At 70.6% G+C, this 26,038-nt stretch carries 25 protein-coding genes, 1 tRNA gene and 1 pseudogene; 14 read left to right on the top strand and 13 right to left on the bottom strand.

All coding sequences use genetic code 11. The annotated features are described in order from the left end of the window. Positions 1 to 56 precede the first annotated feature (56 nt). The 4 genes from AC6F7H_RS12215 (at position 57) to AC6F7H_RS12230 (ending at position 5,732) form a co-directional block, all read left to right on the top strand. Complete coding sequence (locus tag AC6F7H_RS12215; RefSeq protein ID WP_500757017.1) at positions 57 to 2,339, top strand: (Fe-S)-binding protein; 2,283 nt, start codon at positions 57 to 59, stop codon at positions 2,337 to 2,339. A 158-nt stretch (positions 2,340 to 2,497) separates the two neighbouring features. Further along, entirely contained in the window at positions 2,498 to 3,841 is a 1,344-nt protein-coding gene (locus AC6F7H_RS12220; RefSeq protein WP_500757018.1) for an FG-GAP and VCBS repeat-containing protein, read from the top strand. A 156-nt stretch (positions 3,842 to 3,997) separates the two neighbouring features. Further along, complete coding sequence (locus AC6F7H_RS12225; protein ID WP_500757019.1) at positions 3,998 to 4,972, top strand: Yip1 family protein; 975 nt, start codon at positions 3,998 to 4,000, stop codon at positions 4,970 to 4,972. A gap of 130 nt (positions 4,973 to 5,102) precedes the next feature. Next, the gene (locus tag AC6F7H_RS12230; protein ID WP_500757020.1) at positions 5,103 to 5,732 is read left to right on the top strand and encodes a LysE family translocator; all 630 of its coding nucleotides are present in this window, start codon (positions 5,103 to 5,105) and stop codon (positions 5,730 to 5,732) included. A 51-nt stretch (positions 5,733 to 5,783) separates the two neighbouring features. Here the strand turns inward: AC6F7H_RS12230 and AC6F7H_RS12235 are convergent, their stop codons facing one another. Together AC6F7H_RS12235 and dcd are read right to left on the bottom strand one after the other, a co-directional pair. Then, complete coding sequence (locus AC6F7H_RS12235; protein WP_500757021.1) at positions 5,784 to 6,308, bottom strand: phosphoribosyltransferase; 525 nt, start codon at positions 6,306 to 6,308, stop codon at positions 5,784 to 5,786. Positions 6,309 to 6,310: 2 nt separating this feature from the next. Further along, the gene (gene dcd, locus AC6F7H_RS12240) at positions 6,311 to 6,886 is read right to left on the bottom strand and encodes a dCTP deaminase (RefSeq protein ID WP_109377139.1); all 576 of its coding nucleotides are present in this window, start codon (positions 6,884 to 6,886) and stop codon (positions 6,311 to 6,313) included. Positions 6,887 to 7,414: 528 nt separating this feature from the next. On the opposite strand from dcd, the gene AC6F7H_RS12245 reads away from it, so the two are divergent. Continuing rightward, positions 7,415 to 7,488, top strand: a tRNA-Gly gene (locus AC6F7H_RS12245). 49 nt (positions 7,489 to 7,537) lie between these two features. Here the strand turns inward: AC6F7H_RS12245 and AC6F7H_RS12250 are convergent. Beyond that, positions 7,538 to 8,032 (bottom strand): annotated as a pseudogene (locus AC6F7H_RS12250) (hypothetical protein); the annotation flags it as partial. Between the two features lie 54 nt (positions 8,033 to 8,086). Between AC6F7H_RS12250 and AC6F7H_RS12255 the strand changes: the two are divergent. Then, complete coding sequence (locus tag AC6F7H_RS12255; protein ID WP_500757022.1) at positions 8,087 to 9,319, top strand: threonine/serine exporter family protein; 1,233 nt, start codon at positions 8,087 to 8,089, stop codon at positions 9,317 to 9,319. A gap of 245 nt (positions 9,320 to 9,564) precedes the next feature. Here AC6F7H_RS12255 and AC6F7H_RS12260 read toward each other — a convergent pair whose 3' ends face one another. The 3 genes from AC6F7H_RS12260 to AC6F7H_RS12270 form a co-directional block, all read right to left on the bottom strand. Beyond that, entirely contained in the window at positions 9,565 to 9,975 is a 411-nt protein-coding gene (locus AC6F7H_RS12260; RefSeq protein WP_500757023.1) for a PIN domain-containing protein, read from the bottom strand. Next, positions 9,972 to 10,193, bottom strand: a complete 222-nt coding sequence (locus tag AC6F7H_RS12265) for a type II toxin-antitoxin system VapB family antitoxin (protein ID WP_500757025.1) — start codon at positions 10,191 to 10,193, stop codon at positions 9,972 to 9,974. Before AC6F7H_RS12265 ends, AC6F7H_RS12260 begins: the two co-directional genes overlap by 4 nt. 656 nt (positions 10,194 to 10,849) lie before the next feature. Next, entirely contained in the window at positions 10,850 to 11,194 is a 345-nt protein-coding gene (locus tag AC6F7H_RS12270; protein WP_500757026.1) for an SCO0607 family lipoprotein, read from the bottom strand. A gap of 207 nt (positions 11,195 to 11,401) precedes the next feature. On the opposite strand from AC6F7H_RS12270, the gene AC6F7H_RS12275 reads away from it, so the two are divergent. Continuing rightward, positions 11,402 to 12,619, top strand: a complete 1,218-nt coding sequence (locus AC6F7H_RS12275) for an IS110 family RNA-guided transposase (protein ID WP_500757027.1) — start codon at positions 11,402 to 11,404, stop codon at positions 12,617 to 12,619. 277 nt (positions 12,620 to 12,896) lie between these two features. Here AC6F7H_RS12275 and AC6F7H_RS12280 read toward each other — a convergent pair whose 3' ends face one another. Beyond that, positions 12,897 to 13,505 (bottom strand): peroxiredoxin-like family protein, encoded by a 609-nt coding sequence (locus tag AC6F7H_RS12280; RefSeq protein WP_500757028.1) that lies wholly within the window; start codon positions 13,503 to 13,505, stop codon positions 12,897 to 12,899. A 70-nt stretch (positions 13,506 to 13,575) separates the two neighbouring features. On the opposite strand from AC6F7H_RS12280, the gene AC6F7H_RS12285 reads away from it, so the two are divergent. The 3 genes from AC6F7H_RS12285 to AC6F7H_RS12295 all read left to right on the top strand — a co-directional run bounded on the left by AC6F7H_RS12285 (position 13,576) and on the right by AC6F7H_RS12295 (position 15,064). Continuing rightward, the gene (locus tag AC6F7H_RS12285) at positions 13,576 to 14,190 is read left to right on the top strand and encodes a TetR/AcrR family transcriptional regulator (RefSeq protein ID WP_500757029.1); all 615 of its coding nucleotides are present in this window, start codon (positions 13,576 to 13,578) and stop codon (positions 14,188 to 14,190) included. Between the two features lie 248 nt (positions 14,191 to 14,438). Then, positions 14,439 to 14,672 (top strand): hypothetical protein, encoded by a 234-nt coding sequence (locus tag AC6F7H_RS12290; protein ID WP_500757030.1) that lies wholly within the window; start codon positions 14,439 to 14,441, stop codon positions 14,670 to 14,672. Beyond that, positions 14,672 to 15,064 carry a type II toxin-antitoxin system VapC family toxin gene (locus AC6F7H_RS12295; protein WP_500757031.1) on the top strand — a complete coding sequence of 131 codons (393 nt, stop codon included), beginning with the start codon at positions 14,672 to 14,674 and terminating at the stop codon, positions 15,062 to 15,064. Before AC6F7H_RS12290 ends, AC6F7H_RS12295 begins: the two co-directional genes overlap by 1 nt. Positions 15,065 to 15,556: 492 nt before the next feature. Here the strand turns inward: AC6F7H_RS12295 and AC6F7H_RS12300 are convergent, their stop codons facing one another. The 4 genes from AC6F7H_RS12300 to AC6F7H_RS12315 all read right to left on the bottom strand — a co-directional run bounded on the left by AC6F7H_RS12300 (position 15,557) and on the right by AC6F7H_RS12315 (position 19,659). Further along, positions 15,557 to 16,066, bottom strand: a complete 510-nt coding sequence (locus AC6F7H_RS12300) for an inclusion body family protein (protein WP_500757032.1) — start codon at positions 16,064 to 16,066, stop codon at positions 15,557 to 15,559. Positions 16,067 to 16,146: 80 nt separating this feature from the next. Beyond that, positions 16,147 to 17,994, bottom strand: coding sequence for a thiamine pyrophosphate-binding protein (locus tag AC6F7H_RS12305; RefSeq protein WP_500757033.1), 1,848 nt, complete (start codon positions 17,992 to 17,994; stop codon positions 16,147 to 16,149). After that, entirely contained in the window at positions 17,991 to 18,377 is a 387-nt protein-coding gene (locus AC6F7H_RS12310) for an NAD(P)-binding protein (protein ID WP_500757034.1), read from the bottom strand. Before AC6F7H_RS12310 ends, AC6F7H_RS12305 begins: the two co-directional genes overlap by 4 nt. A gap of 550 nt (positions 18,378 to 18,927) precedes the next feature. Further along, positions 18,928 to 19,659 carry a flavodoxin family protein gene (locus tag AC6F7H_RS12315; protein ID WP_500757035.1) on the bottom strand — a complete coding sequence of 244 codons (732 nt, stop codon included), beginning with the start codon at positions 19,657 to 19,659 and terminating at the stop codon, positions 18,928 to 18,930. Between the two features lie 125 nt (positions 19,660 to 19,784). On the opposite strand from AC6F7H_RS12315, the gene AC6F7H_RS12320 reads away from it, so the two are divergent. From AC6F7H_RS12320 to AC6F7H_RS12330, 3 genes are all read left to right on the top strand, one after another. Then, positions 19,785 to 20,786: an NAD-dependent epimerase/dehydratase family protein gene (locus tag AC6F7H_RS12320; RefSeq protein WP_500757037.1), complete on the top strand. Its 1,002-nt coding sequence runs from the start codon at positions 19,785 to 19,787 to the stop codon at positions 20,784 to 20,786. Positions 20,787 to 20,995: 209 nt separating this feature from the next. Continuing rightward, complete coding sequence (locus AC6F7H_RS12325) at positions 20,996 to 21,691, top strand: glycosyltransferase family 2 protein (protein ID WP_500757039.1); 696 nt, start codon at positions 20,996 to 20,998, stop codon at positions 21,689 to 21,691. Further along, positions 21,688 to 22,344 carry a TIGR04282 family arsenosugar biosynthesis glycosyltransferase gene (locus AC6F7H_RS12330; RefSeq protein ID WP_500757040.1) on the top strand — a complete coding sequence of 219 codons (657 nt, stop codon included), beginning with the start codon at positions 21,688 to 21,690 and terminating at the stop codon, positions 22,342 to 22,344. Before AC6F7H_RS12325 ends, AC6F7H_RS12330 begins: the two co-directional genes overlap by 4 nt. Before the next feature lie 123 nt (positions 22,345 to 22,467). On the opposite strand, the gene AC6F7H_RS12335 is transcribed toward AC6F7H_RS12330, so the two are convergent. Together AC6F7H_RS12335 and AC6F7H_RS12340 are read right to left on the bottom strand one after the other, a co-directional pair. Further along, on the bottom strand, positions 22,468 to 22,932 hold the full coding sequence (locus AC6F7H_RS12335; RefSeq protein ID WP_500757042.1) for a hypothetical protein: 465 nt from the start codon (positions 22,930 to 22,932) through the stop codon (positions 22,468 to 22,470). Then, positions 22,932 to 24,170, bottom strand: coding sequence for a molybdopterin-dependent oxidoreductase (locus AC6F7H_RS12340; protein ID WP_500757044.1), 1,239 nt, complete (start codon positions 24,168 to 24,170; stop codon positions 22,932 to 22,934). The genes AC6F7H_RS12335 and AC6F7H_RS12340 overlap by 1 nt, the downstream gene beginning before the upstream one ends. A 161-nt stretch (positions 24,171 to 24,331) precedes the next feature. Between AC6F7H_RS12340 and AC6F7H_RS12345 the strand changes: the two genes are divergently transcribed. Continuing rightward, on the top strand, positions 24,332 to 25,789 hold the full coding sequence (locus AC6F7H_RS12345; protein ID WP_500761779.1) for a hypothetical protein: 1,458 nt from the start codon (positions 24,332 to 24,334) through the stop codon (positions 25,787 to 25,789). The last annotated feature ends 249 nt before the right edge of the window (positions 25,790 to 26,038 follow it).

Below are 26,038 nucleotides of genomic sequence, written 5' to 3' on the forward strand. Positions count from 1 at the left end.
GGGAATCCCGTGGCAGGAGCCCCCCGACCAAACCCTCGCAGGCCCGAGGAGCCCCTATGCAACTCGCCGCGATCATCGTGTCGCTGGTCCTGACCGTGGTCGGCGTTGCCCTGCTCGCACGCGCGATCGGCCAGTTCGTCCGGTACTTCAAGCTGGGCCAGCCGGTCCCGGCCGGCACCCGGACCGACAACCCCTACCAGCGCAGCGTGACCCTGGTGCGGGAGTTCCTCGGCCACACGCGCATGAACCGGTGGGGTGTTGTCGGCATCGCCCACTGGTTCGTGGCCATCGGCTTCCTGACGCTGCCGCCGACCATCATCACCGCCTACGGCCAGCTGTTCCGGGCCGACTGGACGCTCCCGGTGATCGGCGGCTTCCTGCCGTACGAGATGTACATCGAGTTCATCAGCGCCATGACGACCCTCGGCATCGCCGTGCTGATCGTCATCCGCCTGCTGAACCTGCCCTCGCGGCCCGGCCGCAAGTCCCGGTTCACCGGCTCGAAGATGGGCCAGGCCTACTTCGTCGAGTACGTCATCCTCACCATCGGCCTCGCCATCTACGTGCTGCGCGGCCTCGAGGGCGCCCTGCACCACGTGGACGGCTACCAGGCCGCGTACTTCGCCTCGTACCCGCTGGTCCTGGCCTTCAAGGGCCTGAGCCTGACGGCGCTGCAGAACCTCGTCTACCTCTTCGCCATGATCAAGCTGAGCACGACCATGGTCTGGATGATCACGGTCAGCCTCAACACGAACATGGGGGTGGCCTGGCACCGCTTCCTGGCCTTCCCGAACATCTGGTTCAAGCGCGAGGCCACCGGCGACACCGCGCTGGGCGCCCTGCAGCCGATGACCTCGGGCGGCAAGCCGATCGACTTCACCGACCCCGGTGACGACGACGTCTTCGGCGTCTCCCAGGTCGAGCAGTTCTCCTGGAAGGGCCTGCTGGACTTCTCCACCTGCACCGAGTGCGGCCGCTGCCAGTCGCAGTGCCCCGCCTGGAACACCGGAAAGCCGCTCTCCCCCAAGCTGCTGATGATGTCGCTGCGCGACCACGCGCACGCCAAGGCCCCCTACCTGCTGGCCGGCGGCGGCAAGACGATGGAGGGCGAGGAGAAGGCGTCGGCCGAGGCGCTGAAGGACGTGCCCGCGGCGGCGCTGGCCGAGGCCGAGCGCCCGCTGATCGGCACCCTGGCGGAGAACGGCGTCATCGACCCGGACGTCCTGTGGTCCTGCACCACCTGCGGCGCCTGCGTCGAGCAGTGCCCCGTCGACATCGAGCACGTCGACCACATCGTCGACATGCGCCGCTACCAGGTCATGATCGAGTCGGCGTTCCCGTCCGAGGCGGGCACGATGCTCAAGAACCTGGAGAAGAAGGGCAACCCCTGGGGCCTGGCCAAGAAGCAGCGCCTTCAGTGGCTCAAGGAGGTCGACTTCGAGGTCCCGGTCGTCGGCAAGGACATCGAGGACCTGTCCGAGGTCGAGTACCTGTACTGGGTCGGCTGCGCCGGCGCCCTGGAGGACCGCGCCAAGAAGACCACCAAGGCCTTCGCCGAACTGCTGCACATCGCGGGCGTCAAGTTCGCGATCATGGGCGGCGACGAGAAGTGCACCGGCGACTCCGCCCGCCGCCTCGGCAACGAGCCCCTGTTCCAGGAGCTCGGCATGGAGAACGTCTCCGCGCTGAACATGGCGTTCGGCGAGGAGACGGACGACGAGGGCAACGTCACCGAGGAGTCGAGGAAGCCCAGGTCGGCGAAGAAGATCGTCGCCACCTGCCCGCACTGCCTCAACACCCTCGGCAACGAGTACCCGCAGCTCGGCGGCGACTACGAGGTCATCCACCACACCCAGCTGCTCCAGCACCTCATCGACGAGGGCAAGCTGATCCCGGTGACCCCGGTCGAGGGCCTGATCACCTACCACGACCCGTGCTACCTGGGCCGGCACAACAAGATCTACACGCCGCCGCGCGAGATCATCGCCAACGTCCCGGGCCTCAGGAACGAGGAGATGCACCGCCACAAGGAGCGCGGCTTCTGCTGCGGCGCCGGCGGCGCGCGGATGTGGATGGAGGAGCGGATCGGCAAGCGCGTCAACGACGAGCGCGTCGACGAGGCCCTCGCCCTGAACCCGGACATCGTCTCCACCGCCTGCCCGTTCTGCCTGGTCATGCTGACCGACTCGGTCAACGGCAAGAAGAACGACGGCAAGGCCAAGGAGTCCATCCAGGTCGTCGACGTCGCCCAGCTGCTGCTGGAGTCGGTCAAGACGCCGCTCGACCCGGCGGGCGAGTCGGAGGCGGAGAACGCCCCGGAGCCGGAGCCGGTGAAGTAGGCACGAGGTACGTAGGCACGGAGGGGCCGCCCGGAGGGCGGCCCCTCCGTCATGTTCACGTACAACCATCCGCGCCCTCCGCGGGTCTCCTCGTCGGCGATCACCCGTGATCCGCAGGCCGTCCACCCGCCCGGCCGATCCCTCCCCCGGAGACCCACATGCGCAGACGCACCGCCGCCCTGGCCGCCGTTCTTCTGGTGAGCGGCCTCACCCCCGCCGTCCTGGCCACCCCCGCCTCCGCCGCCGTCGCCAAGCACTACGACGACTTCAACGGCGACGGCCACCGCGACCTCGCCTACCTCGGCCACAACGACGTGGACCGCGCGGGCGGCACCGTCACCGTGGTGTACGGCACCAAGGGCGGCCTCGACACCACCCGCCCCCAGCTGATCCACCAGGACAGCCCGGGCATCCCGGGAGCGGGCGAGGAGGACGACCAGTTCGGCGAGTCCCTCGCGAGCGCCGACCTCAACAAGGACGGCTACGCGGACCTCGTCGTCGGCAACCCCACCGAGCACGTCGGGAAGACCAAGTACCGGGGCGCGGTCACCATCGTCTGGGGCTCGAAGTCCGGCCTGTCCGGCGGCACCAACGTCACCCCCAAGCCAGGAGCCGCCGGCCACTTCGGCCGCGACGTGGCCACCGGCGACTTCACCGGCGACGGCTCCCCCGACCTCGCGCTGATCGGCGGCGGGGAGGCATGGCTGTACCGCGGCCCGTTCACCAAGTCCGGCAAGACCGGCAGCGTGAGCAAGGTCGACAAGACGGGAGGGGGCTGGTACTCGCACGGCCTCGCCGTGGGCAAGGTCAACGGCGACGGCCGGACGGACCTGGTGCTCCTCGGCACCCAGTTCGCCTCCGGCAGCGACAAGCCCCTCCACCGGATCTGGTTCCTCAAGGGCTCGTCCTCCGGTCTGACCTCCGGTCCGTACAAGACCTTCACCAGCGAACCCTGGGTCGCGGCGATCGGCGACTACGACAAGAACGGCTACGGCGACATCGCCGTCGGCCTGCCCGACCAGAACAACGGCCGGGGCGCGGTCACCGTCTGGCGCGGCACCTCCGCCGGCCCGAGCGGCTCCGTCACGTTCACCCAGGCCACCTCCGGCGTCTCCGGTTCCCCCGAGGCGTACGACAACTTCGGCTACGCCGTGTCCGCCGCCGACGCGAACGGCGACGGCTACGCGGACCTCGCGGTCGGCGTCCCGCACGAGGACGTCGACGGCCGGGTGGACCAGGGTGGCGTCCACTTCTTCCGTGGCGGCTCGGGCGGCCTGAGCGGTTCCCGTTCGTCGTGGATCCCCCAGACGGTCCTGGGCCCGGCCGAGGCGTACTCCTCCTTCGGAGGCTCCGTGCGCCTGCGCGACCTCACGGCCGACGGCCGCGCGGACCTGGCGCTGGGCGCGCAGGACCGCGGGATCCTGCTGCGCGGCACGAGCACCGTGCCGACGACCAAAGCGGCGGTGGTCCTCCCCGGGTTCGGCGGCGGCTTCCACGACTGACGGACCGGCCGGTCCGTCCTGCGGAGGACCGCACCCCTCCGCGGGACGGAGAGCCGAGCTGACTGCCCCTTAGGGGATGTCACAGCTCGGCCGCAAAGGCGGCCCCGGAACCCCGGGCCCGGCCCACCACTCCCCCGGACCAGGTACGTTCGACGAGTGGCTGGATTCAGGATCGGACGCGGCCGGGACAACGACGGCGCTCCTCACGCGCGACCGCAACACCCTCCGTACGGGCAGCAGACGCCGCAGGGACCGTCGTACGGCTCCCCGCAGGCGCCGCAGCCGTACCCACAGCAGCCGCCGTACGGCAGCGGCGGCAACGGCGGCGGCAGCCCGTGGCCGCAGGTGAACCGCGGCCCCGGCGGCGGCCCCGGTCGCCCCGGCGGCGGCAACGGCGGCGGCCACGGCGAGCCGGAGTACTTCGGCGACGGCGGCGGCGCGTACCCGGGCGGCCCGCAGGCCGGGTACGACCCGTACGCGGCCAACAACCCCGGCCACACCCAGGCCTTCTCGGTCAGCGAGGACCCCTACCTGCAGGGCGGCGGGACACACCACGGCGGTGCCCCCGAGCCCGTGCCCGGCCCGGTCGGCCCGCCCCTGCCCTGGAAGGCCCTGCTGAAGGGCGTCGTCACCGCCCCCGACCAGACGTTCCTGAGGATGCGCGACTACACGATGTGGGGCCCCGCCCTCGTCGTCACGTTCCTCTACGGCCTGCTCGCGGTCTTCGGCTTCGAGGGCGCCCGCGAGGACGCGATCGGCGCCACCCTGACCAACGCCATACCGATCGTGCTGACGACGGCCGTGGCGATGGTGATCAGCTTCTTCGTCCTGGGCGTGGTCACCCACAGCCTTGCCCGCCAGCTCGGCGGCAACGGCGCCTGGCAGCCCACGGTCGGCCTGTCCATGCTGATCGCGTCCATCACGGACGCCCCCCGGCTGGTCTTCGCGATGTTCGCGAGCGGCGACGCCACGTTCGTCCAGCTCCTCGGCTGGGCCACCTGGATCGCGGCCGGCGCGCTGCTCACCCTGATGGTCAGCCGCTCCCACGACCTGCCCTGGCCGAAGGCCCTGGGCGCCTCCGCGATCCAGCTGATCGCCCTGCTGTCGATCGTGAAGCTGGGCACGTTCTGAGCCACGGAACGGCACACGTGAAGGGGGCTCCCGATCCGGGGCCCCCTTTTTCATCCCAACCTTCTTCGCCCCCGGCCCGAGCACACGGCGTGTCCGGGCGGGCCGGCCGGTCCCGTGGAATGATGCGCCCATGCTCGTACAGCTCCTCGCCGCAGCGGGTGTGCTCGCCGTCCTGACCATGGTTCCCGGCCCGGACATGGCCGTCGTGACGAAGCGCGCCGTGGCGTGCGGCTGGCGGGACGGACTGCGGACGGTCGGCGGTATCACCGCCGGCCTGCTCACCTGGGGCGTCCTCACCGTGGCGGGTCTGGCGGCCGTGCTGGCCGCGTCCGCCACGGCCTACACGGTCGTCAAACTGGCCGGAGCCGCCTACCTGATCTTCCTCGGCGCGCAGTCGCTGCTGGCCGGTCGGCGTGCCCGTACGGATACTCCGACCGCCACCGCCACCGCCGAGCCCGCGCCCAAGGGGAACCCGTGGCGCACCGGCCTGGTCAGCAACGTCTTCAACCCGAAGATCGCCGTCTTCTACACCGGTCTGCTGCCGACGCTCGCGCCCTCCGGGCTGTCACCCCACACGGGAATGGCCGTCCTCGTTCTCCTGCACGTCGCGCTCACCCTCGTCTGGCTCGGCGGCTACGTGATGGTGCTGGCGAAGGCCCGCGCGCTCTTCGAGCGGCCCGTGGTGCGGCGGGCCATGGACCGTGTGACCGGCGTCGTCCTGATCGGTTTCGGCGTCAAGGTCGCCGCGACGCAGCCCTGACCGGTCGCCGCCCGTGCGGCCCCGGCACCGGCAGGCGGTCCGTCAGACGGCCTACAGCGCCTCTTTCGAAGGCGCGACCGGCTCGCCCGCCTTGCGCACCGGAGGCAAAACACTCCACGGGAAGTTGATCCAGTCGTCGGTCCGCTTCCAGACGTACTCGCACTTCACCAGCGACTGCGACTTCTCGTAGATCACGGCGCTGCGCACCTCGGCGACGGCGTCGAGGCAGAAGTCGCGGACGAGCTTGAGCGTCCTGCCGGTGTCGGCGACGTCGTCGGCGATCAGCACCTTCTTGTCGGTGAAGTCGATGACGTCGGGCACGGGCGCGAGCATGACCGGCATCTCGAGCGTGGTCCCCACCCCGGTGTAGAACTCGACGTTCACCAGGTGGATGTTCTTGCAGTCGAGGGCGTAGGCGAGCCCGCCGGCGACGAAGACACCGCCGCGCGCGATGCTGAGCACGACGTCCGGCCGGTACCCGTCGTCGGCGACGGCCTGCGCGAGCTCACGCACGGCCACCCCGAACTGCTCGTAACTGAGGTTCTCCCGCCGCGGACGGCTCTCCTGCTCACTCATGCCTACACCTGGGTGCGGTGGAAATTGAGGAAGGCCCGCGAGGCCGTGGGCCCGCGCTGCCCCTGGTACCGGGAGCCGTACCGCTCACTGCCGTACGGGGCCTCGGCCGGCGAGCTGAGCCGGAACAGGCACAGCTGGCCGATCTTCATCCCGGGCCACAGCTTGATCGGAAGCGTCGCGAGGTTCGACAGCTCCAGGGTCACGTGCCCGGAGAACCCGGGGTCGATGAACCCGGCGGTCGAGTGCGTGACCAGCCCGAGCCGCCCCAGCGAACTCTTCCCCTCCAGCCGCGACGCGAGATCGTCGGGCAACGAGATGACCTCGTACGTACTGGCCAGCACGAACTCGCCCGGATGCAGGATGAACGGTTCATCCCCTTCCGGTTCCACGAGCCGGGTCAGCTCCGCCTGCTCGACGGACGGGTCGATGTGCGGGTACCGGTGGTTCTCGAACACCCGGAAGAAGCGGTCGAGGCGCACGTCGACACTGGACGGCTGCACCATGGATTCGTCGTAGGGATCGATCCGTACCCGCCCGGCATCGATCTCGGCCCGGATGTCCCTGTCTGAGAGAAGCACTCCCCGAGGATACGCAAGGCGCGCGGACCGGCCACAATCGCCGTCCCACGCGCCCACGCCCTGCTGCCCCTGCCGGGTCCCCGTGCCCTCGCTACCGCTTCTGGTGAGCGACCGGCACGACGCTGCGAAGCCGCGCACAGCGCGGACACCGCAAGAGCCGGCCGGGGCCGAGTCGCTCGGCCTGCTGCATCGGGAACGAGGCGGCGGTGAACACGTGCCCATCGGCACAGCGGACGACGGTGCGCTCCATCAAGTCCAAGAGTCCCTTCCCCAAGAGCCGCGCCTGGCTTCCTGCCCTGACGCCGAAAGGCACATTACGGGATCAAAGAGACAACCCTCCAGGCGGCACCCCGGCCTCGCCCAGCCCCTCACCAACACCCCACCGTACGCCCCAACTCCAGCCCCCCGTACCCACTTCCGCACCTTGAACGCCACCAGGCCCCCGGGACCTGAAACACCGGGGACCTGCCATGGGGTAGAGTGACCGAGCATCCGGTCGCCGGTCGTTTCCGGTGGCCTGGATCACACGCGGGTGTAGTTTAATGGTAGAACATCAGCTTCCCAAGCTGAGAGCGCGAGTTCGATTCTCGTCACCCGCTCCACGAAGAAGGCCCAGGTCAGAAACCTGGGCCTTTCTGCTGTCCATGATGATCACTCGTCGCGTGCCAGATCCGTGCCAGAACGCTTCTCGTCGGCCTCCCGGGCAGCGGCGGCCCGAGCCTTCCGGACGGTGGCGTCGAGGTCGGCGGCCACCTCTTCCTGACGCTCGTCGTCGGAGTGCTGATGGATCAGCGCAGCCTTCTCGGAGGACTGCCTGGCGCGCACCATCGTGTCCTTGAGGGTGGCACCGGACCGTGTGGACAGCGTGTGCCCCGTGTGGCGGAGATCGTAGAACCGGAAGCCCTCGGGCATGCCGACGATCTCACGCGCCCGTCACCACTTCCGCCCGAAGGTGCTGCGCCGGAACGGCGCTCCCTTCTCGCTACCGGCGCCCTTGATCCGGAACGGGTTGCGCTGGATCAGCTCGCCATCGACGGCAATTTCCGTGGTGGCTTTCAGGAGCCGGTACGCCTCGGCTGTGATCGTCTTGGCGCCCGTGATCCGCAGCCGTTCGGGTGACGGGGACCGTGCTGTCCGAGATGCCGGGAGCCAGCCGTCCACCCAGGCTGGAACTCCTGGTCCCGGAGCGAGGAGGCGGGCGTGGAGCAGCGATCGGTCATGGACCTCGACGCCCTCACGGCGTTCCTGGCCCGGCTGACCGGCCTGCTGCTGCGCTCGTCAGGCGAGGGTGCCCATCTCGTCGAGCGAGCCGTGGTCGACAGTGCCCGTGCCTTCGGCGGTGCCGCGTCCCTGCTGCTGGTGCCGGAGGCGGCGGTGCTCACGGTCACCGCGGCGGACGGCGGTACCCGCGCCGTCATCGTGCACGGCTTCCCGGAGGTCTTCCGCCTCGACCAGGTGGCCGCGCTCAAGCCGTTCCTCGCCGACGTGCGGGCAGGCCGGACCGGGATCGCGGAGGCCGACCACAGGCTGAGGGAGATCGAGGCGGCGGTGCCGTACCCGTGGTGGCTGAAGTTCCTCGGCATCGTGCTGTTCGCGCTGGGTTTCGCGCCGTTGATGCAGCCCACCTGGTACGAGATCGCCACCACGGCCGTGCTGGGCGCGCTCGCCGCGGCTCTCGCGGTCACCGCCGACCGCGTGCCCCGGCTGCACCGGTTCCTTCCGCTGGCGGTGTCGACGGTGGTCTCCGTCGTCACGATCGAGCTGTTCGCCGACAACCCTGCGCACGGCGGTCCCGTCCTGCTGATGCTCCCGGCGCTGTTCTACTTCGTCCCCGGCGACTACCTGAGCGCGGCGACCGCCGAGCTGGTCGCCGGTCTGATCACCACCGGTGCGATACGGCTCGTCTACTCCGTCTTCCTGCTGGTCCAGCTGTACGTCGGTGTCCTGCTCGGCGTCCTCTTCGCCGGCGCCTCCCCCCACGCCCTCTTCGACGTCGCCGCCCACTCCGACCTGCCCCGGTGGACGCTGTTCCTGGCCTGGATCGTCTTCACAGCGGGCACTCTGTTCGCCTTCGCGATCCCCCTGCGCTTCTTCTGGCCGCTGCTCCTGCTCGTCTACGTCACCGTCGGTGTGCAGTCGGCGTTCACGAAGCTCGCCGGGGAGACGGGCGGCACCTTCGTCGCCGCGGTCGTCCTCGCCGCCACGGCCACGCTGATCGCGCGCGGGCCGCACCGCCCACCCCGGCTGATCCTGATCCTGCCCGGCTTCTTCGCGCTCACCGTCGGCTCGCTCGGCATGCGCGGCCTGACCACTCTGGCCGGCGGCTATGTCGAGGGCTTCCAGGACCTGCTGAAGCTGGTCACAATCGTCACCGCCCTCGCCCTCGGCCTGGTGGTCGGCGAAGCACTCACGCAGGGGCACGGCGACACGTAGACGAAGCGGCACCACGACCCACGCACCGGCGGCCTTCGCCGAGCAGGACGACGCGGCCCGCATGAGCCGGGCCCCGCCCACGGCGCGGACCGCCGACCGCTCCATGGCGAGAACCACGCTGGAACAGATCTGACCAAGTGCGACGGCGTCCCCGGACTCGTATCCCTCGTGAATTCCACTCCGTCTTCGATCGCCGCCTTCGCCCGACATCGGGCGACCACAACCTGTCGAGCGGCGAAAGCGGCTCAGGCGATGTCGTGGACGTTGTGCTCGGTCAGGTCGGATGCGTGCCGGGCAATGGCGCGGTAGTCGGCATCGTCGTGGAGGACTGTCAGACCGTGGTGGGCCGCAGTGGCAGCGATGATGAGGTCCACCGCCGAGGCGTTGCGGTGCTCTCCGGCCCGGGCCATGCGGTGCTGCACCGCGCTGACCCAGCGCCCCGCGTTCTTCGGCACCGAGGCGTCGGGGTAGAGGTCGGTGAACATTTCCGCGACCTCGTCGTACTCGCGTCCGTTCCGGGCGCTGTACAGGAACTCGGCGCGCTGCGCGTAACAGGATGCGATGGCCCCGACATCGACCGCGTCGTACCAAACCGACTGAAGTTTTGGATCGCGGAGCAGCCGGACCAGGCCGGACGTGTCGAGCAAGTAAATCATCGGCTGTGCTTCTCCGCCCGGTGCAGGCGCTCGGCGTCCTCGACGGCACCCCACTCACGCGCACGCTCGAAGTGACGACTGATGCGCGCCGCACGCTCCTGCTGCTCTGCGTAGAAGTGCAGAGCGAGATTGACCGCCTCCTTCTTGGTCCTGACCTTGGCCAGAGCCATGGCACGTTCCAGCGCCTCGTCATCGATGTCGATCTGGGTCACAGACATGGGGCACCTCCCACACAATGTCGGTGATGTATGGAGAAGAACACGTCGCCAACATCTACGAGTCCACGCCTGACCGTCGGTCCACGGTCGCAACGGACACTTCAGACAAGCGCGGCAGACGATGCCGGCCGGTCGGCGAGAAGCGCCGCGTGCACGTATCACTCAGCCGCTGGTGGTGCCCGTGCCCATGGCGTGCACGTAAGAGCGGACAACCACGGTCAACAGCGGTGTGCCAGACCCGCGCAACGGTGTCGGCACGACGAATCCGCGCAGGTCAGCAGCCATCCGGCCGTGCGAGCGCCGTCGCTTCCCAGGCTGAGAGCGCGAGTTCGATTCTCGTCACCCGCTCCACGCGAAACCCCCAGGTCAGAGACCCGGGGGTTCTTTGCTGTCCAGACCGGTCGGCAGTGCACGCACCACAGCCGCACCATCAGTTCTCCGGCGGCTCCTCCCTGTAGTGCGCGGTCGCCGCTGTGGTGCTTCGCACGTTCGGCCCGTACGAGGTCGTCGAGCCCGGTGGAGACCTCCCGTTGCCGCCCCTCCCTCACTTCTTCGGCTACTGATCGCACTCGGTGGAGCTTGCCTCGCCCATTGAGACTCCGCCAACCTCCCGTGGTCCACGACATGACTCCCCGTCTGGGGCTCGGGCCGTCCAGTCAGTACGTGTCCGGCAGGTCGATGACGTTGCCGTCCTTGTCGAGCGTGCGGGTAATCCAATAGACGTCCCACTTGTCGTTGACCTGCTGCGGCACCTTGCCCTCCGGGTATCGCGTGTATCCCGCCGGGGGTTCATCACCGTTCGTCACGCAATCCCCACCGGGGCCGTTTACCTGCAAGACGGGGTACTCGCCTCTGCTGCAGACGTGCTCCTGGTACTTCAGGGCGGCACATCCGGTGAGTGCCACGACCGCGGCCGTGCCGGCAAGTGCACCACCGACGGCCTGGAACCTGCCGGGTCGGAAGGCGGTGGTGGGGCGGCTGATCCTGCGGGGCGTGGGCACGGTCGTCCTACCTTCTTGTTGTGGGTCTGAGCTGGTCATTCGTAGGATCAGCGGGCCCAGGGGCTCCGGGTATGGCTGGCATGGTGTCGCCGTTGGATGGCTCAGGAGACTTGGCCGCCCGGAACCCCGCGACGACTCGACCGCTAATTGGGAGACGCGACGCGATCGCTGTGTAGGACAACGTCGGCGAGGTCGTCTGCTGGGTTCATGTACGACGAGCGTGCGGAGGTGGCTGTGCCCGAGATCTGGGCCGGAGTGGACATCGGCAAGGAACATCACCACTGCGTGGTGATCGACGCCCAGGGCCAGCAGCTGCTGTCGCGGCGCGTCCTGAACGACGAGACCGAACAGCTCCAGCTCCTGACCGACGTGCTGGAGCTGTCGCGGGACGTGCTGTGGGCGGTGGACATCAACCACGGCGGGGCCGCACTCCTGCTCGGCCTGCTGGTGAGCCACGACCAGCACATCACCTACATCACCGGCCTGGCCGTCCACCGCGCCTCGGCCGGCTACCGGAGCCAGGCCAAGACCGATGCGAAGGACGCCTTCGTCATCGCCGACCAGGCCCGCATGCGCACCGACCTCGGCGTGCTGCGGCCCGGCGACGAGATATCGGTGGACCTGCGCACCCTGGTCACCCGGCGCACCGATCTGATCTGCGACCGGACCCGGCAGATCAACCGGATGCGTGCCCAACTCCTTGAAATCTTTCCCGCGTTGGAACGCTCGTTGGATCTGACGAAGAAGGGGCCGGTCGTGCTGCTGACCGGTTACCAGACCCCGGCCGCGATCCGTCGCACCGGAGCTACTCGTATCGCGACGTGGCTGAAGAACCGCAAGGTCCGCAACAGCGCGGCCTTGGCCCGGAGCGTCGTGGAGGCGGCCGAGGCCCAGTTCACCGCGCTGCCCGGCGAGAAACTCGCGGCCACCATGGTGGCCCGACTCGCGAAGGGGGTGATGGCCCTCGATGAGGAGATCGCCGAGCTCGACGCTCTCATCGAGGCCCGGTTTCGCGAGCACCCGCACGCCGAAGTGATCCAGAGCCTGCCCGGCATGGGAACCTTGCTGAGCGCGGAGTTCCTGGCCGCAACCGGCGGTGACATGGGCGCCTTTGGCACCGCCGACCGCCTGGCCGGCTACGCCGGCCTCGCCCCCGTCCCACGCGACTCCGGACGCGTCAGCGGCAACCTCCACCGTCCTCGCCGCTACCACCGCGGCCTGCTCCGCGCCTTCTACCTCTCCGCGTTCGCCAGTCTCCGAGGCTGCCCGGCCTCGAAGCGGTTCTACGAGCGCAAGCGGGCCGAGGGCAAGGGGCACAAGCAGGCGCTGCTGGCGCTCGCCCGACGCCGGGCCAACGTCCTGTGGGCCATGATCCGCGACGGAGCGTGCTATCAAGCCACACCACCGGTCACGGCGTCGGCTTGACAACGTCATTGGGAAGTCCTACCGCTCCTGTCACCCCCCACCGCCTCAGTTCCCGTGCCAGTCAACCCCGTTCATGGCTGTTCAGAGGGAGCCACGCGGCGGGCTCGCCCCAGCGTCCGGCCGCCCATGAACGCTGGTGAACACCCCCGCACACAGCCCACCCCCACACCGACACAGTTGGAAAGAGGGCGCTCCGGGGACAGGTCCCCCGGGCCCTGACCAGGCCGATCAGCACCTCGTCGGCACCGAGCTCGACCGCTCCCGCGCCGACCGCCTCCTAGCGTTCGACATCGGCCACCCGGTCGATCGTCTGTGCATCCCTGCGGGCCGCCAGTTCCAGCAGTTCGTCGACCGACCACTGGTCGTAGACATGCTCGCCGTACTTGGCGGCGAGGACGCGGCCGTCAGGTGCGATGAGGAAGTCGGCAGGAAGGCCGAGTCGGCCGCCGTGCGGGCTGATGGAGGGCAGGTGCTCCCGCCCGCGGACGACGTTCCGAACGCCGCTGAGGACCGCCCGGACGACCGGCCCCCAGGCTCGCGGGCTGAGCAGGGCACGGGGCGACCGTTCCACGCCGAACTCCGCGTACAGCCGCCTGGCCGGGTCGGCGACGACGGCGAACGGGAGATCGGTGGTGTGGGGCGCCAGTTCCTCGACGGGTGAGTGGAAGACCACGACCTCGCGCACACCGGCGACCTCTATCTCCCGGTGCCGCCGTACCACCGACCGCAGGTGCAGGTTGCAGACCGGGCATCCGGCGAAGCGCCGGAACTGGAGGTGGATCAGACGGTCGGGGTCGGGAACGACGACCTGGCCGCCGGAGACGGCGGTGAGACTGCGTTCGTCCACGGTGGAGCCGGGCTCGATCGGACTGCGGGACATGCGCATGAACATTCCCTCCGTAGGCGTATGCCATACACCTACCAGCGTAGGCGTATGGCGTACGCTGTCAACCGTCATGCCACGCCCTCGCTCCCTCACCCCCGATCAGCTCGCTTCGGCCGCTCTCGCCGTCATCGACCGCGACGGACTCGCCGGGCTGTCGATGCGCGCCGTCGCCCAGGAACTGGGCATGAGCACCATGGGGCTCTACCGATACGTGCGCGACCGCGAGGAGCTCGAAAGGCTCGTCGTCGAACTCGTACTGAGCGCCGTGGATACCGCGCCGCCGGATCCCGGCGCGTCATGGCGCGAGCAGCTCGAGGTCCTGGTGCGGCGCCTGCGCGACACCGTGGGCGCCCATCCGGAGGTCGTCCCCCTCACCATCGCTCACCGGCACCACTCCCTTGGGGTGCTGCGCTGGGCGGAGACCGTGCTCGCAGTCCTCACCGAGGCAGGTGTCGAGGGCGAGCGGCGGGTCGTCGCTCTGCGCGGCCTGCTCAGTTATGCCATCGGAGCGATCCAACTGGAACACCTCGGAGCCCTGTCCGGTCCGGGGACGACAGCCATCACCGAGCTGTCGCCCGTCGAGTTCCCGCACATGACCGAGACCGCCCGAGACGCCCGGAACGTCGGTGCCGACCAGGAGTTCCTGGGAGGACTCGCCATACTGCTCGACGGTCTCGGCGTGTGAGACGGTCGATCCCGCACCCTCTCCGGACCGATACCTGTCGACGACCGCGCCTGACGGGTGCGGACGCCCTCACCCAGCGCGGACAGCATGCGGAGGCAGGCAAGTAACCCGGGGTCGGGCCCCGGCTGTCGCCGATGAGAGCCCCCGGCCTGCCACCCCTCGGCGGAGCCAATTGGCGCTTTCCTGCGCCCCGGGGGTGCGGCAGGCCGGGACCTACGACGTAAGACAAATCGTCTTACATTGATCGCATGGCTGACACCGTCACGATCCGCAGCGACTCGGAGACCGAGCACGCTCTGGACGTTCTCACCCATGACGGCAGCTCACGCTCGGCAGCCATCCGTCAAGCCGTGCTCGAAGCCGCCCTGCGCAAAGAGCGGGCCGCTGCGATGCGCCGCGCTGTCCTGCGTATGCCGCTCGGCGAACCGGACGGCATCGACATCGCCGCGGAGATCGCCCGCAGCCGCGAGGACGAGCGCTGATGCTCTCTCTCGACCCGGCCGCCGTCGTGAAACTCGTCCACGCCGAGTCCGAGTCGCAGGCATTGCGCAACTGGCTCGACGAACGGGCCGAGACCGGATGGACGAGTTCGGTTCTGGTGGAGATCGAGTCGTCACGGGCCCTGGCACGCTACGCCCCGGAAGCCGTTGCCCGGCTCCACCCGGTCCTTGACCTGATCGAGTTGGTGGAGTTGGACGCGGGTATTCGCATCTTGGCCCAGACGGTGAAACCGGCGACCGTACGGAGTCTGGAAGCCATCCACCTGGCAACGGCTCTCCGTATCCGTTCCCAGCTCACCTCCTTCGTCACCTACGACAAACGGCTGGCCGATGCCGCCCAAGCAGCCGGACTGACCGTCGACATGCCTGCCTGATGCCTCTCTTCACCATCAGGGTCCCCTGACAGAGGCTCCCGGCCCGCGAATACCTGAGACGGCGCCCGAGCAAAGCGCCACGCCACCGCTCAACTCGCCTTCGGCGGAATGCCCGTTGATGTCCCGCTGCAGGCGCCCACACAGCCCTCGTTTCAACCGCGTGCCCCACCCATGCCCTTCAGATCGGGCAACAGCGGTCGCCAAGGGTGCGATCCCGATCCGGCCACGGAGTCCTGGTCCTGCGCCACCGCAGGTCAGCAGCCATACGGCCACGCAAGCGCCATCGCTTCCCGAGCTGAGAACGCGAGTTCGGTTCTCGTCACCCACTCCGTGATGAAACCCCCGGGTCAGTGGCCTGGGGGTTTCTCTCCTGTCTGCACCACTCCCCCGCTCGCGTGGAAGTGGTGGTCTCCGCACAGCGGCGGTCCGCGGAGGGCGGCACCCCGATGGTGAGGGCGGTGGCCGGGCCGGCCGCCGCCCTCACCCGATTCGTCAGGGGTTTTCGATGGTGATGAAGGGGTCCCATTGGAAGTACCCCTTCAATTGCCGGTGGCGGTCCAGGACCTGGAAGGAGAAGTGGTACACGACCTTGCCGGCCCTTTTGACGGTCGTCCGCCAGTAATGGTCCTGGTAATTCTGCGTCACGAATTCCGGCCTGCCCTCGGCCCCCTCCTGCGGCATCGGGTAGATGCCGTCGATCACCTCGATCTCCGGCGTCCTGATGAGCACGTGGCTGCTGTCGCTGCTCACGTACTTGTACAGCAGTGACTTGTAGTCGCTGCTGAGCGACAGCGTCGTCTCACGCCACCTGATGCTGTCCCCGGGTTCGGCCCGGAGGTTCAACTCGGCCCCCGACGTGCCGATGATGTGGTCCTGACGCGTCGTCATGTAGATCAGGCGGTGGTCGACGTACGTCGGCGCGTCGGGGTTCCTCGACGCGTTGGGATTCTGCTCGACGATCGTGGCCGCGTCGAACGCGATCAGTACGTTGAGATCAGCCATTTCCTGCTCCTTCGAACACGAGGATTCCCTGGGACGCGCCGTCTTGACGCGCCCTTTTTCCCTTCCGCCCCTCCGGCCCGTCAGGCCGTCGCGGTGGGCTTCGGCACCTTGTACGCCATCGCCCGCGGGTAGTCGTGCCGGCGCAGGCGGACGCGGACCAGCAGCGGTCCGGCGTTGACCGGGTCGGCCGGGTCGGCGAGGCGGGCCAGCAGGGCGTCCATCTCGGAGGTGTCCGCGATGACGACCCCGTTCGCCGGGGTGTTCTTGCCGGTGAAGACGGCCGCGAGGCGGTCGTAGTGCCACGGGTGGAGGACGTTGTAGAAGTCCGGGTCGGTGGAACCGGTGGAACCTTCCGGGTCGGTGTAGTAGGACGGGTGGACCAGCATCTGCTCGATGCCGTAGAAGTGTCCGTTGTCCATGACGAACACCACCGACCGCAGCCCGAGCCGGGTGTGGGTGGAGAGCTCCTGACAGGTCTCCTGGAAGGCGCCGTCGCCGACGAACACCATCGGGCGGGCGGGCGTGCGCTCGGGGGCGAGTGCGGCGCCGGTGGCCGCGCCGACCGACCAGCCGATGGACAGCCAGCTGACCTGCGACAGGAACCCGCCCGCGGGCAGGGACAGGTTCATCGAGCCGATGAGGGAGAAGGCGGCGTCGGAGACGACCGTCCAGTCCTCCCGGGTCTCGTGGCCCAGGAAGTGGTTGATCCGGTCGAACACGCCGTCGTAGCTGAGCCGTTCGACGTGCCGGGACGAGCCCGGAACGCGGAGTGAGGCTCGGTGGTGATCCAGGCCGGCGGGGCGGTGGTCGGGTGCGCCGTGGTGGGCATGGGCCTCGGCGTAGTAGTCGGCGGCCAGCCCTCCGGAGCCGTATCCCTTCACCAGCGCGTCCTGGAGGGCGGGCAGCAGCTGTTCGAGCCGGACGTCGGGGAAGTGGGAGGTGCCGACGCTGACGCCGCCGTTCGCGGCCATCACCCAGTCGCCGCCGACGCACTGCTCACCGCCGAGGTTCTTCGAGGTGGACCAGGCTCCGAGCCCGATCCGGCAGGTGGCCCAGTCCTTGAAGATCCAGTGCACGTCCGGGTGGCTGGCGTGGCCGTTGTAGACGCCGTGGAACTGCGGCTGGTCCTCGTCGACGACGGCCTTGGCGCCGACGGTGGTGCAGAACGGCACTCCGGTGGCCTCCACCAGATCGGTGAGCCGCCCGCCGAGGAAGAACCGGTCGACCTCCTCGCCGGCCCACAGGATCGGGCGGGGCCTGCCGTCCGGGCCGGGATGCTCCTCGATCAGGGTGAGGATCGCGTTCACGGCACTGTCCAGCATGGTCTGGTCGCGTGCGCCGAACGGCCGCTCGCGGCGGAGGATCGGCCCTTCGGGCCTGGCGCAGGGCTCGTCCCACAGGTCCTCCATGACCTCCAGGTAGACCGGCCTGCGCTCGGAGAGGCACGCGGTGAGCGCGGCGTCGATCTGGCCGGGGGCGCGGCCCGGGTGGGAGATGACCTGGGCGTCCACGGTGACCTGCCGGTAGACGTCCAGGTTGCTCTCCGGGCGGGGGCTCATGTGTGAGGTGAGCACGCCGAGGGCGCGGTGGTCCTGCCACTGCCCGTAGGGCGGGGAGGCGTTGACGGCGACGAGCGGGACTCGTTCGACGTAGGCGCCGCCGCAGGCGCCCAGTAGTTTGAACGCGCCGACGCCGTAGGTGACCGCGGCCGCGCCGACGCCGTGGAGGCGGGCGTAGGCGTCGGCGGCCTGGCCCGCGCCGCCCTCGGTGGGGGTGCCGACCCACTCGATGCCGCCCTCGGCCCGCAGGGTGGTCAGGAACGGACCGAGGTGGTTGCCGGGGACGCCGAACAGGTGGGTGATGCCCAGCTCGGCCAGGCGCAGGGCGAGGTAACGGGCGACCGTGCACCCGGGGGTGACCGCGGTCACGGGCGGTCCTCCTCGCTCGGGCCCGGCGTGGTCACCGGCGGGGCCTGGGCGGGATCGGCGAAGGGCTGGTGGTGCCCGGTGGCGCGGAAGGTCTTGATGCGCCCGCCGACGCGGCCGGTGTCGGCCTCGAGGACGGTGACGTCGTGACCGGCGTCCTTGGGCAGGCGACCGGCGACGAGGCCGGTGATGCCGGCGCCGATGCCGATGATCTTCTTGCGCGGGTGGCGGGTGGGGCCGAGGTGGCCCGTGTCGATCAGGGTGTGGAGATGACCGAGCGTGAGGTCCTCGTCGTCCGGCCCGACGAGAAGGAGTTCGCGGGCAAGCTTGAGGCAGGTCTGCCGGCTTGCACGGATGGCCGAGTTTTCCCGTGAAATGTCGGTCATGACTTGCGATCGTAGAGACAGAGAAACGGTTTTCCGGTTCTCCCGGCAGACAAAGTCCAAAAAACACCGATCGCACCGCTTGACGAAAATTCGACTTTCTCGGGTCCCTCTTGACGGACGACAGGTTCACCAGGGGCGGATGGGGAAAGAGAAACGAAGCCGAATCGATAATCCACTTACGGAATGCGGAAATCCTGGTGCCTCAATGGTGGTGATCTCGTCGGCCGACCGGACCGGAAAGGACACCAGGACGGCGATTTTCCGCCCAGCCGTCGCCGCTGCTGCCTCGTTCGCCGCGGCCTCGTTCGCCGCTGCCGACACCCCGGGGCCGCGGAAGGCGGCGGCGCGGTGCGAAGACGTCGTCCGGCCCCTGCCGCCGACCGCCGGTCTGCCGCCGATACGAGGCGAGTGGGCCGGCCTCGGCGCAAGCCCCGCGCGCTCCGTGCCGAACACGGGTGCGCCCGTCTCGTCTCACTCCCGTTCGACGGGCCGAGCGGCCGTCCTGGGCCGCTTGGCGGATGACGGAACCCTCACGTCCGCCGGGGAGCGGTCAGCGGTGCTCGGGGTTGTCCGCGTCCGGGCGGCAGCCGGCGTCCCACTGTGTGCGCTGGTTGCCGTGGGCGGGGATGCCTCCGGCGTGCTTCAGCAGGGCGGCGAGGTGCATCAGGTTCCAGGTCATGAAGGCGGTGTTGCGGTTGGTGAAGTCGTTCTCCGGGCCGCCCGAGCCCGGGTCGAGGTACGACGGCCCGGGGCCGGCCGCGCCGATCCAGCCGGCGTCTGCCTGGGGCGGGATCGTGTAGCCGAGGTGCTGGAGGCTGTAGAGGACGTTCATGGCACAGTGCTTGACGCCGTCCTCGTTGCCGGTGATCAGACAGCCGCCGACGCGGCCGTAGTAGGCGTACTGCCCCTGGGAGTTGAGCAGCGAGGAGCAGGCGTAGAGACGCTCGACGACCTGCTTGGTGACGGAGCTGTTGTCGCCCAGCCAGATCGGGCCGGCGAGCACGAGGATGTCGGCGGCCATCACCTTCCCGTACAGCCCGGGCCAGGCGTCGGTGGCGAAGCCGTGCTCGGTCATGTCCGGGTAGACGCCGGGGGCGATGTCGTGGTCCACGGCGCGGATCAGGTCCGTGGTCACGCCGGCGGCGTCCATGACGGCCCGGCTCCTGTCGATCAGGCCCTGGGTGTGGCTGAGCTGCGGGGACGGTTTGAGGGTGCAGTTGACGTAGAGGGCGGTCAGGTCGTCGTAGCGGTACGGGGCACCGGTGGATGGTGAGGCTGTCACGGGTGGCAGCCTCTCGCACGTTTCCCGGTTCGCCCTGATTCGACGCACCCACGTATGCCTTACGGAGTTGCGGCATACGGACGCGGTCCCGTGGTGCGGCGCCGGTGCGGACCTAGCGTGGCCGTATGCGCGTACTGGTCACCGGCGGTGCCGGGTTCATCGGGTCCCGTGTCGTCGCCGCGCTCCGGGAGCGCGGACACGAGCCGCTCGTCTTCGACGTGCGGGAGGATCCCGGCGCCGACGTGCGGGACCAGGCTGCCGTCGGCCGCGCCCTGTCCGGTGTGGACGCCGTGTGCCACCAGGCCGCGATGGTCGGGCTCGGCGACGGGGTCGCCGACGCGGCGGAGTACGTCTCGCGCAACGACCTGGGCACCGCCGTGCTGCTCGCCGCCATGGCGGAGGCCGGCGTCGGGCGCCTCGTGCTGGCCGGGTCGATGGTCGTCTACGGGGAGGGGCGGTACGAGTGCCCGCGGCACGGGGTCGTACGGCCCGGGCCGCGTGCCGTCGCCGACCTCGACGCGGGCCGGTTCGAGCCCACCTGCCCGGTGTGCGGGGACGGCCTCTCCCCCGGCCCGGTCGGCGAGGACGCCCCGGCCGACCCCCGGAACGTGTACGCGGCGACCAAGCTCGCCCAGGAACACCTGGCCGCCGCCTGGGCCCGCTGCACCGGCGGGTCGGCGGTGTCGCTGCGCTACCACAACGTGTACGGCCCCGGAATGCCCCGCGACACCCCGTACGCCGGTGTCGCCTCCTTCTTCCGCTCGGCGCTCGCCCGGGGTGAGGCACCGCGCGTGTTCGAGGACGGGCGGCAGCTGAGGGACTTCGTGCACGTCCGGGACGTGGCGGCGGCCAACGCGGTGGCACTGGAGGCGGAGGCCGCCCGGGGCGTGCTCACGGCGTACAACACCGGCAGCGGTGAACCGCACACCGTCGGTGGGATGGCACGGGCGCTGGCCACCGCGCACGGCGGACCCGAGCCGATCGTCACCGGCGAGTACCGGCTCGGGGACGTGCGGCACATCATCGCGGACTCGTCACGGCTGCGGGCCGGGCTGGGGTGGAAGCCGGAGGTCGGTTTCGAGGAGGGCATGGCGGAGTTCGCGCGGGCCGGAACGCGGGGGGCGTAGGACCGCGGTGGACCGGTGGTGCCGCCCGCGCTCAGGAAGCGGCGGCGGGCGGCACCACCTCGAAGCGGCAACCGCCGGGAACGTCGCGTACGGCGGCCCGGCCCTGGTGCGCCTGCACGATCCCCCGAACGCCACCCTGGCTCCGGCGGCCCGCGTTTCACAAGGAGCGGAAGCCCGGTATGCCCGGTTCGCGCTCGTAGGGTACGACCGTGACAACGGCTCCTTCGGACGTCGACGTGGTGCTGCCCTGCCTGAACGAGGCCGAGGCCCTTCCCTGGGTGCTCGAACGGATCCCGCCGGGCTGGCGCGCGCTCGTCGTCGATAACGGTTCCACCGACGGCTCGGCCGAGGTCGCCCGCGCGTGCGGCGCGACCGTCGTGCACGAGCCGCGCCGGGGCTTCGGTGCCGCCTGCCACGCCGGGCTGACCGCCGCCACCGCCGACGTGGTGTGCTTCTGCGACGGCGACGCCTCCCTCGACCCGTCGCTCCTCGTCCCCTTCGTCCGTGAGGTCCGGGACGGCGAGGCCGACCTGGTGCTCGGCCGACGGCGCCCGCGGGGCCGGGGCGCGTGGCCCGCACACGCCCGCGCCGGCAACCTCGCACTCGCACGGATGCTGCGCCGCCGCACCGGGCTGCGCCTGCACGACCTCGGTCCCTTGCGCGCCGCCCGCCGCGAGCCCCTGCTCGCCCTCGGCCTCACCGACCGGCGCAGCGGCTATCCGCTCCAGATGGTCGTCCGCGCGGCCGACGCCGGCTGGCGGATCGCCGAGCACGACGTGCCGTACCTGCCGCGCGCCGGTGCCTCGAAGGTGACGGGCACCTGGCGCGGCACCTGGCAGGCCGTACGGGACATGAGCCGCGTGTTGAGCGAACCCCCCGTGCGCGGAGGAGGAACCGTCCGTTGACCACGCTCCTCGTCATCGCCAAGGAGCCGCGGCCGGGCCGGGTCAAGACCCGGCTCACCCCGCCGTTCACGCCCGGTCAGGCGGCTCAGCTGGCCGAGGCGGCCCTCGCGGACACCCTGCACGCCGTGGCGGCCACACCCGCCTCCCGGCGCGTGCTCGTCCTCGACGGCGCCCCCGGCCCCTGGCTGCCACCCGGCTTCGACGTCGTACCGCAGTGCGCGGGCGGGCTGGACGAGCGGCTGGCGGACGCCTTCGCGCGCTGCGACGGCCCGGCCCTGCTCATCGGCATGGACACCCCGCAGGTGACGCCGGAGCTGCTCACCGTGGACTTCGCCGACTGCGACGCCCACTTCGGCCCGGCCGAGGACGGCGGTTTCTGGGCCCTCGGCCTGGCTCGCCCCGATCCCGCCCTGTTGCGGGGCGTGCCCATGTCGACCTCGGTGACGGGAGCGGCCCAACGGAACCGGCTCCTCACCGCCGGCCTGCGGGTGCGCGACCTGCCGCCCCTGCGCGACGTCGACACCGCCGCCGACGCCCACGCCGTCGCCGCCCTGGCCCCGCACGGCCGCTTCGCGGCACGGCTGGCCCGGTGCACGGCGGTCGCGGGGCCGGATGCGCGACCGGTCACGGGGGTCGACCCACCGAACGACTGACCGGACTCCCCACCGAACGACCGGACTCTCCCCGGCCCCGGCCCGTCGCAGGGCCGACTCCGCCCCGGCCACACCCCCGTCGAGCACCCCGCCCACCGCCCTCGCCCTGACGACTGCCGGCCCCTACTCCGCCGCCCTGCGCAGCCGCAACAGCCGCAGCGCCAGCAGCAGCGCCGAGCCGCCGAAGAGGACGGCGGTGATCAGCAGCCAGCGGGCGAGGAACACGTCCGCCGACAGCCCGGTGCCGATTCGGTAGCGCCGCTCCACCCTCCCGCTGATCAGCGGGAACCACACGAGAAGGAGCAGCGCGGAGAGGGCCGCCGGTACGCGCACGTACGGCACCCACTCCCGGCGCCGGACCGCACCGAGCCCCCGTACGACCGCCCGGTCCGCGACCGTGTACAGGGGCAGCAGCACGAGGTCGTGCAGCAGCGCCGCCCCCACGAACCACAGCGCCACGCCGAACCAGTCGTCCGCGAGCAGTCGCACCCCCGCGTAGGCGGCGAGCGCGAACGAACAGGCGAGCAGCAGGAGTTGCAGGGGGCTGCCGACCGGAACGCGCAAAAGCCGAGGAAGCCGCGGACGCATCACAGATCTCCGAACGTCATCCGGGCCACCCACTTGGTGTTGAGCACACCGGGCGCGGCGGGCACGATGATCCGCGCCGGGTGGCCGTGGTCGGGGGACAGCTCCTCGCCGTTGACGTACAGGGCGAGCAGGGAACGCGGGTCGGCCACCTGGTTGGCGCGCAGGGCGGCTTCCCGGAAGGCGCCGCTCCGCTGGAGGGACTCGACGAACACGTCCGGCGGGTCGTCGTCGTACCCGACGAGCGCCGCGAGGTCGCGCAGCCGCACCCCGCGCCACCACTGGTCCGACGTCGACCAGCCCTCCACGCAGGCGATGGGCAACGCCGCGCTGTACAGGGGGAGCCGGAGCAGCTCGGCCCGGCGGAGGCGGACGGTGCCCGTACGCCCCGTGACGACGAGCCGCCACACGTCCTCGCCCGTCTCCGCCGCGTCGATACCGGCGTACGCGGCGGTCTTGTTGATCTGGAAGCCGTTCGGGCCGCTGCCGGGATCGCCGCCGCCGTGCGGTGCGAGGAGGGCGGTGCGCCGCAGCGGACCGTCGAAGTTCTGCCCCACCGTGGTGGCGAACAGCAGCAGCGAGCCGCCCCCGACGAACCGCAGGGCCCCCCGCCGGGAGAAGGTCGGCCCGTCGGGGCGCGGGGACACCAGGTCGTCCTTCTCCTCCCGCAGGTGCCGCAGATTGCGCAGCGCCGTGGGCATCCTCAGCAGCACGTGGACGACGAACGCGGCGAAGAACACCCACGCCCCGTAGAAGTGCAGCCGGTAGAAGGAGCCGGGGAAGACGTAGTCGAGCTGGATGTTGAGCACACCGGTCACGAACTGGAACAGCGCGCCGCCCACCAGGAGCAGCAGCGAGATCCGCTCCAGGGCGTGCGCGAGCGAGCGGGCCGGCGGCAGCGTGAACAGCCTCGGCACCACGGACCACAGCTTGGCGAGCAGGACGGGGATCAGGGTGATGCCGAGGGTGACGTGGACGCCCTGGTTGAGCCGGTACAGCCAGTGCGGGTCCGTCGGCCAGGCGAAGAGGTAGAAGCCGAGGATCCCCTTGTCCGGCGTCTTGTCGTTCACCGGCGACAGATCGGGGTTGTAAGCGGCGTACGAGACCAGGCCCGTCACGAACAGCACGGTGATGCCGGCGAGCAGGACGAGGCCCAGCACCGAGGTGAACCAGGGGCCGCGCAGGGGGCTGCGCCAGAAACCGGGCGAGGAGGGAAGCCGTGGGGCGTCGGGGTCGCGCATGTCACGACGGTAGGCCGCGACCACCCCGCGAAAGGGTGAGCGACCCCTGCCGAAACGCTGACATGGGGCCCGGACGGCGGTCCGGAACCGGCCGGGCGGCCTAGCGTTCCGGTGTGATCCGCCCCCTGCCCTCCACCGAGCCCGGCACCGAGCACTCCGGCGTGCCCCGTGGCCCGGGCCGTGACCTGTGCGCGGCCGGGGCCGCCGTGCTGCTCGTGACGACGGCCGTGCTGGTCGGCCGCCACATCCAGGGGACCAGCCGTACGCTGTTCGCCGACTGGCCCCCGCTGCTGGCGTCCTGGGAGCCCCACCTCGGCCCCGGCACTCCGGCGGCCGTCCTGGTGGCGGTCGCCACCGTGGCGTACGGCCCCGTCCTCGCGGCCCGTCTCCCCTGGCGGGCCCTGGTTCCCCTGACATGGGGCACGGCCACGGCGTGGACCTGCTCCCTCGCCCTGGTCGACGGCTGGCAGCGGGGCATCGCCGGCCGGCTCACCACCCCCCACGAGTACCTCCAGGTCATCGACCGCTTCCACGACATCCCGGCGGCGCTGCGGGGCTTCACCGGGCACATCCTGCTCGGCTCCCCCGACCACTGGCCCGCCCACATCGCCGGCCACCCGCCCGCGGCCACGCTCACCTTCGTCCTGCTCGACCGGATCGGACTGCGGGGCGGGGGCTGGGCCGGGATGTGGTGCATCACCGTCGGGGCGACGGCCTGCGTGGCCGTGCTGGTCGCGGTCCGCGCCCTGGCCGGCGAGGGGCTCGCGCGAGGGGCGGCGCCCTTCCTCGTCCTGGCCCCGGCCGCCGTGTGGATGGGCACCTCGGCCGACGCGTACTTCGCGGCGGTGGCCGCGTGGGCGGTGGCGCTGCTCGCCCTGGCGGTCACCGGGCGGTCCCTGTGGTGGGCGGGGGCGTCCGGGCTGCTGTTCGGCCTGACCTGCTACCTGTCGTACGGCCTCACGCTCGTCGCGCTGATCGCGGCGGCGGTACTGGTGCTCGGCCGACACGGGATCCGGGGGCGCCCCGCCCTGCTGGTGCCCCTGCTCGCCGGACTGGCGGTGGTCCCGACGGCGTTCACGCTCGCCGGGTTCAACTGGTGGGAGGCGTACCACCTGCTGGTCACGCGCTACCACCAGGGCGTGGGCGGCATCCGCCCCTACGGCTACTGGGTGTGGGCCGACCTCGCCTGCACGGTACTCGTCACGGGCCTGGCGACGGCGGCGGGCCTGCGGCGAACCGGTGCGGTGCTCGTCCGGCGCCGTCGCGGTGGCGCCGGCCAGGCGGCCGAGGCCCGTCTCGCACTCCTCGTGTCCGCCGCCCTCCTCGCCCTGCTGGTCGCCGACCTGTCCGGCATGAGCAAGGCGGAGACGGAACGCATCTGGCTGCCCTTCACGCTGTGGCTGCTCCCGGCGTGCGCATTCCTCACCCTCCCCCGAGCTTCCGGCTCCTCCCCCAAGTTCTCGACTTTGCTCGAACAGGGGGGACCCCCACGAGCAGGGGGGACCCCCACCCGAGCTTCCGGCTCCGCTCCAGCAGGAGGGCCCTCCGTCCGCGCTTGGCTCACCGCCCAGGCGCTGCTCGCCCTGCTCCTCAACCACCTGCTGCTCACCAGGTGGTGACCGCTCCCGAGGATGCGGAAGCACGAGGCCATGACGATCGCCGTGACGGCCGGGGGCGGCTGTCGACGTGCCGCCGGTACGGCTCTCCACCGGCAAGAGGGGAATGCCGAGCGGCGCGGTTCGAGGCCGTGCCCCATCCGTGCCCGTAAGGGCGGACAACCACGGTCGACAGCGGTGCGACCAGACCCGTGAAACAGCGGCAGCGCAGCGAATCAACGCAGGTCATCGCCCATCTGGCCGCGCAAGCGC

The sequence above is a fragment of the Streptomyces sp. MMS24-W38 genome, assembly GCF_059889265.1.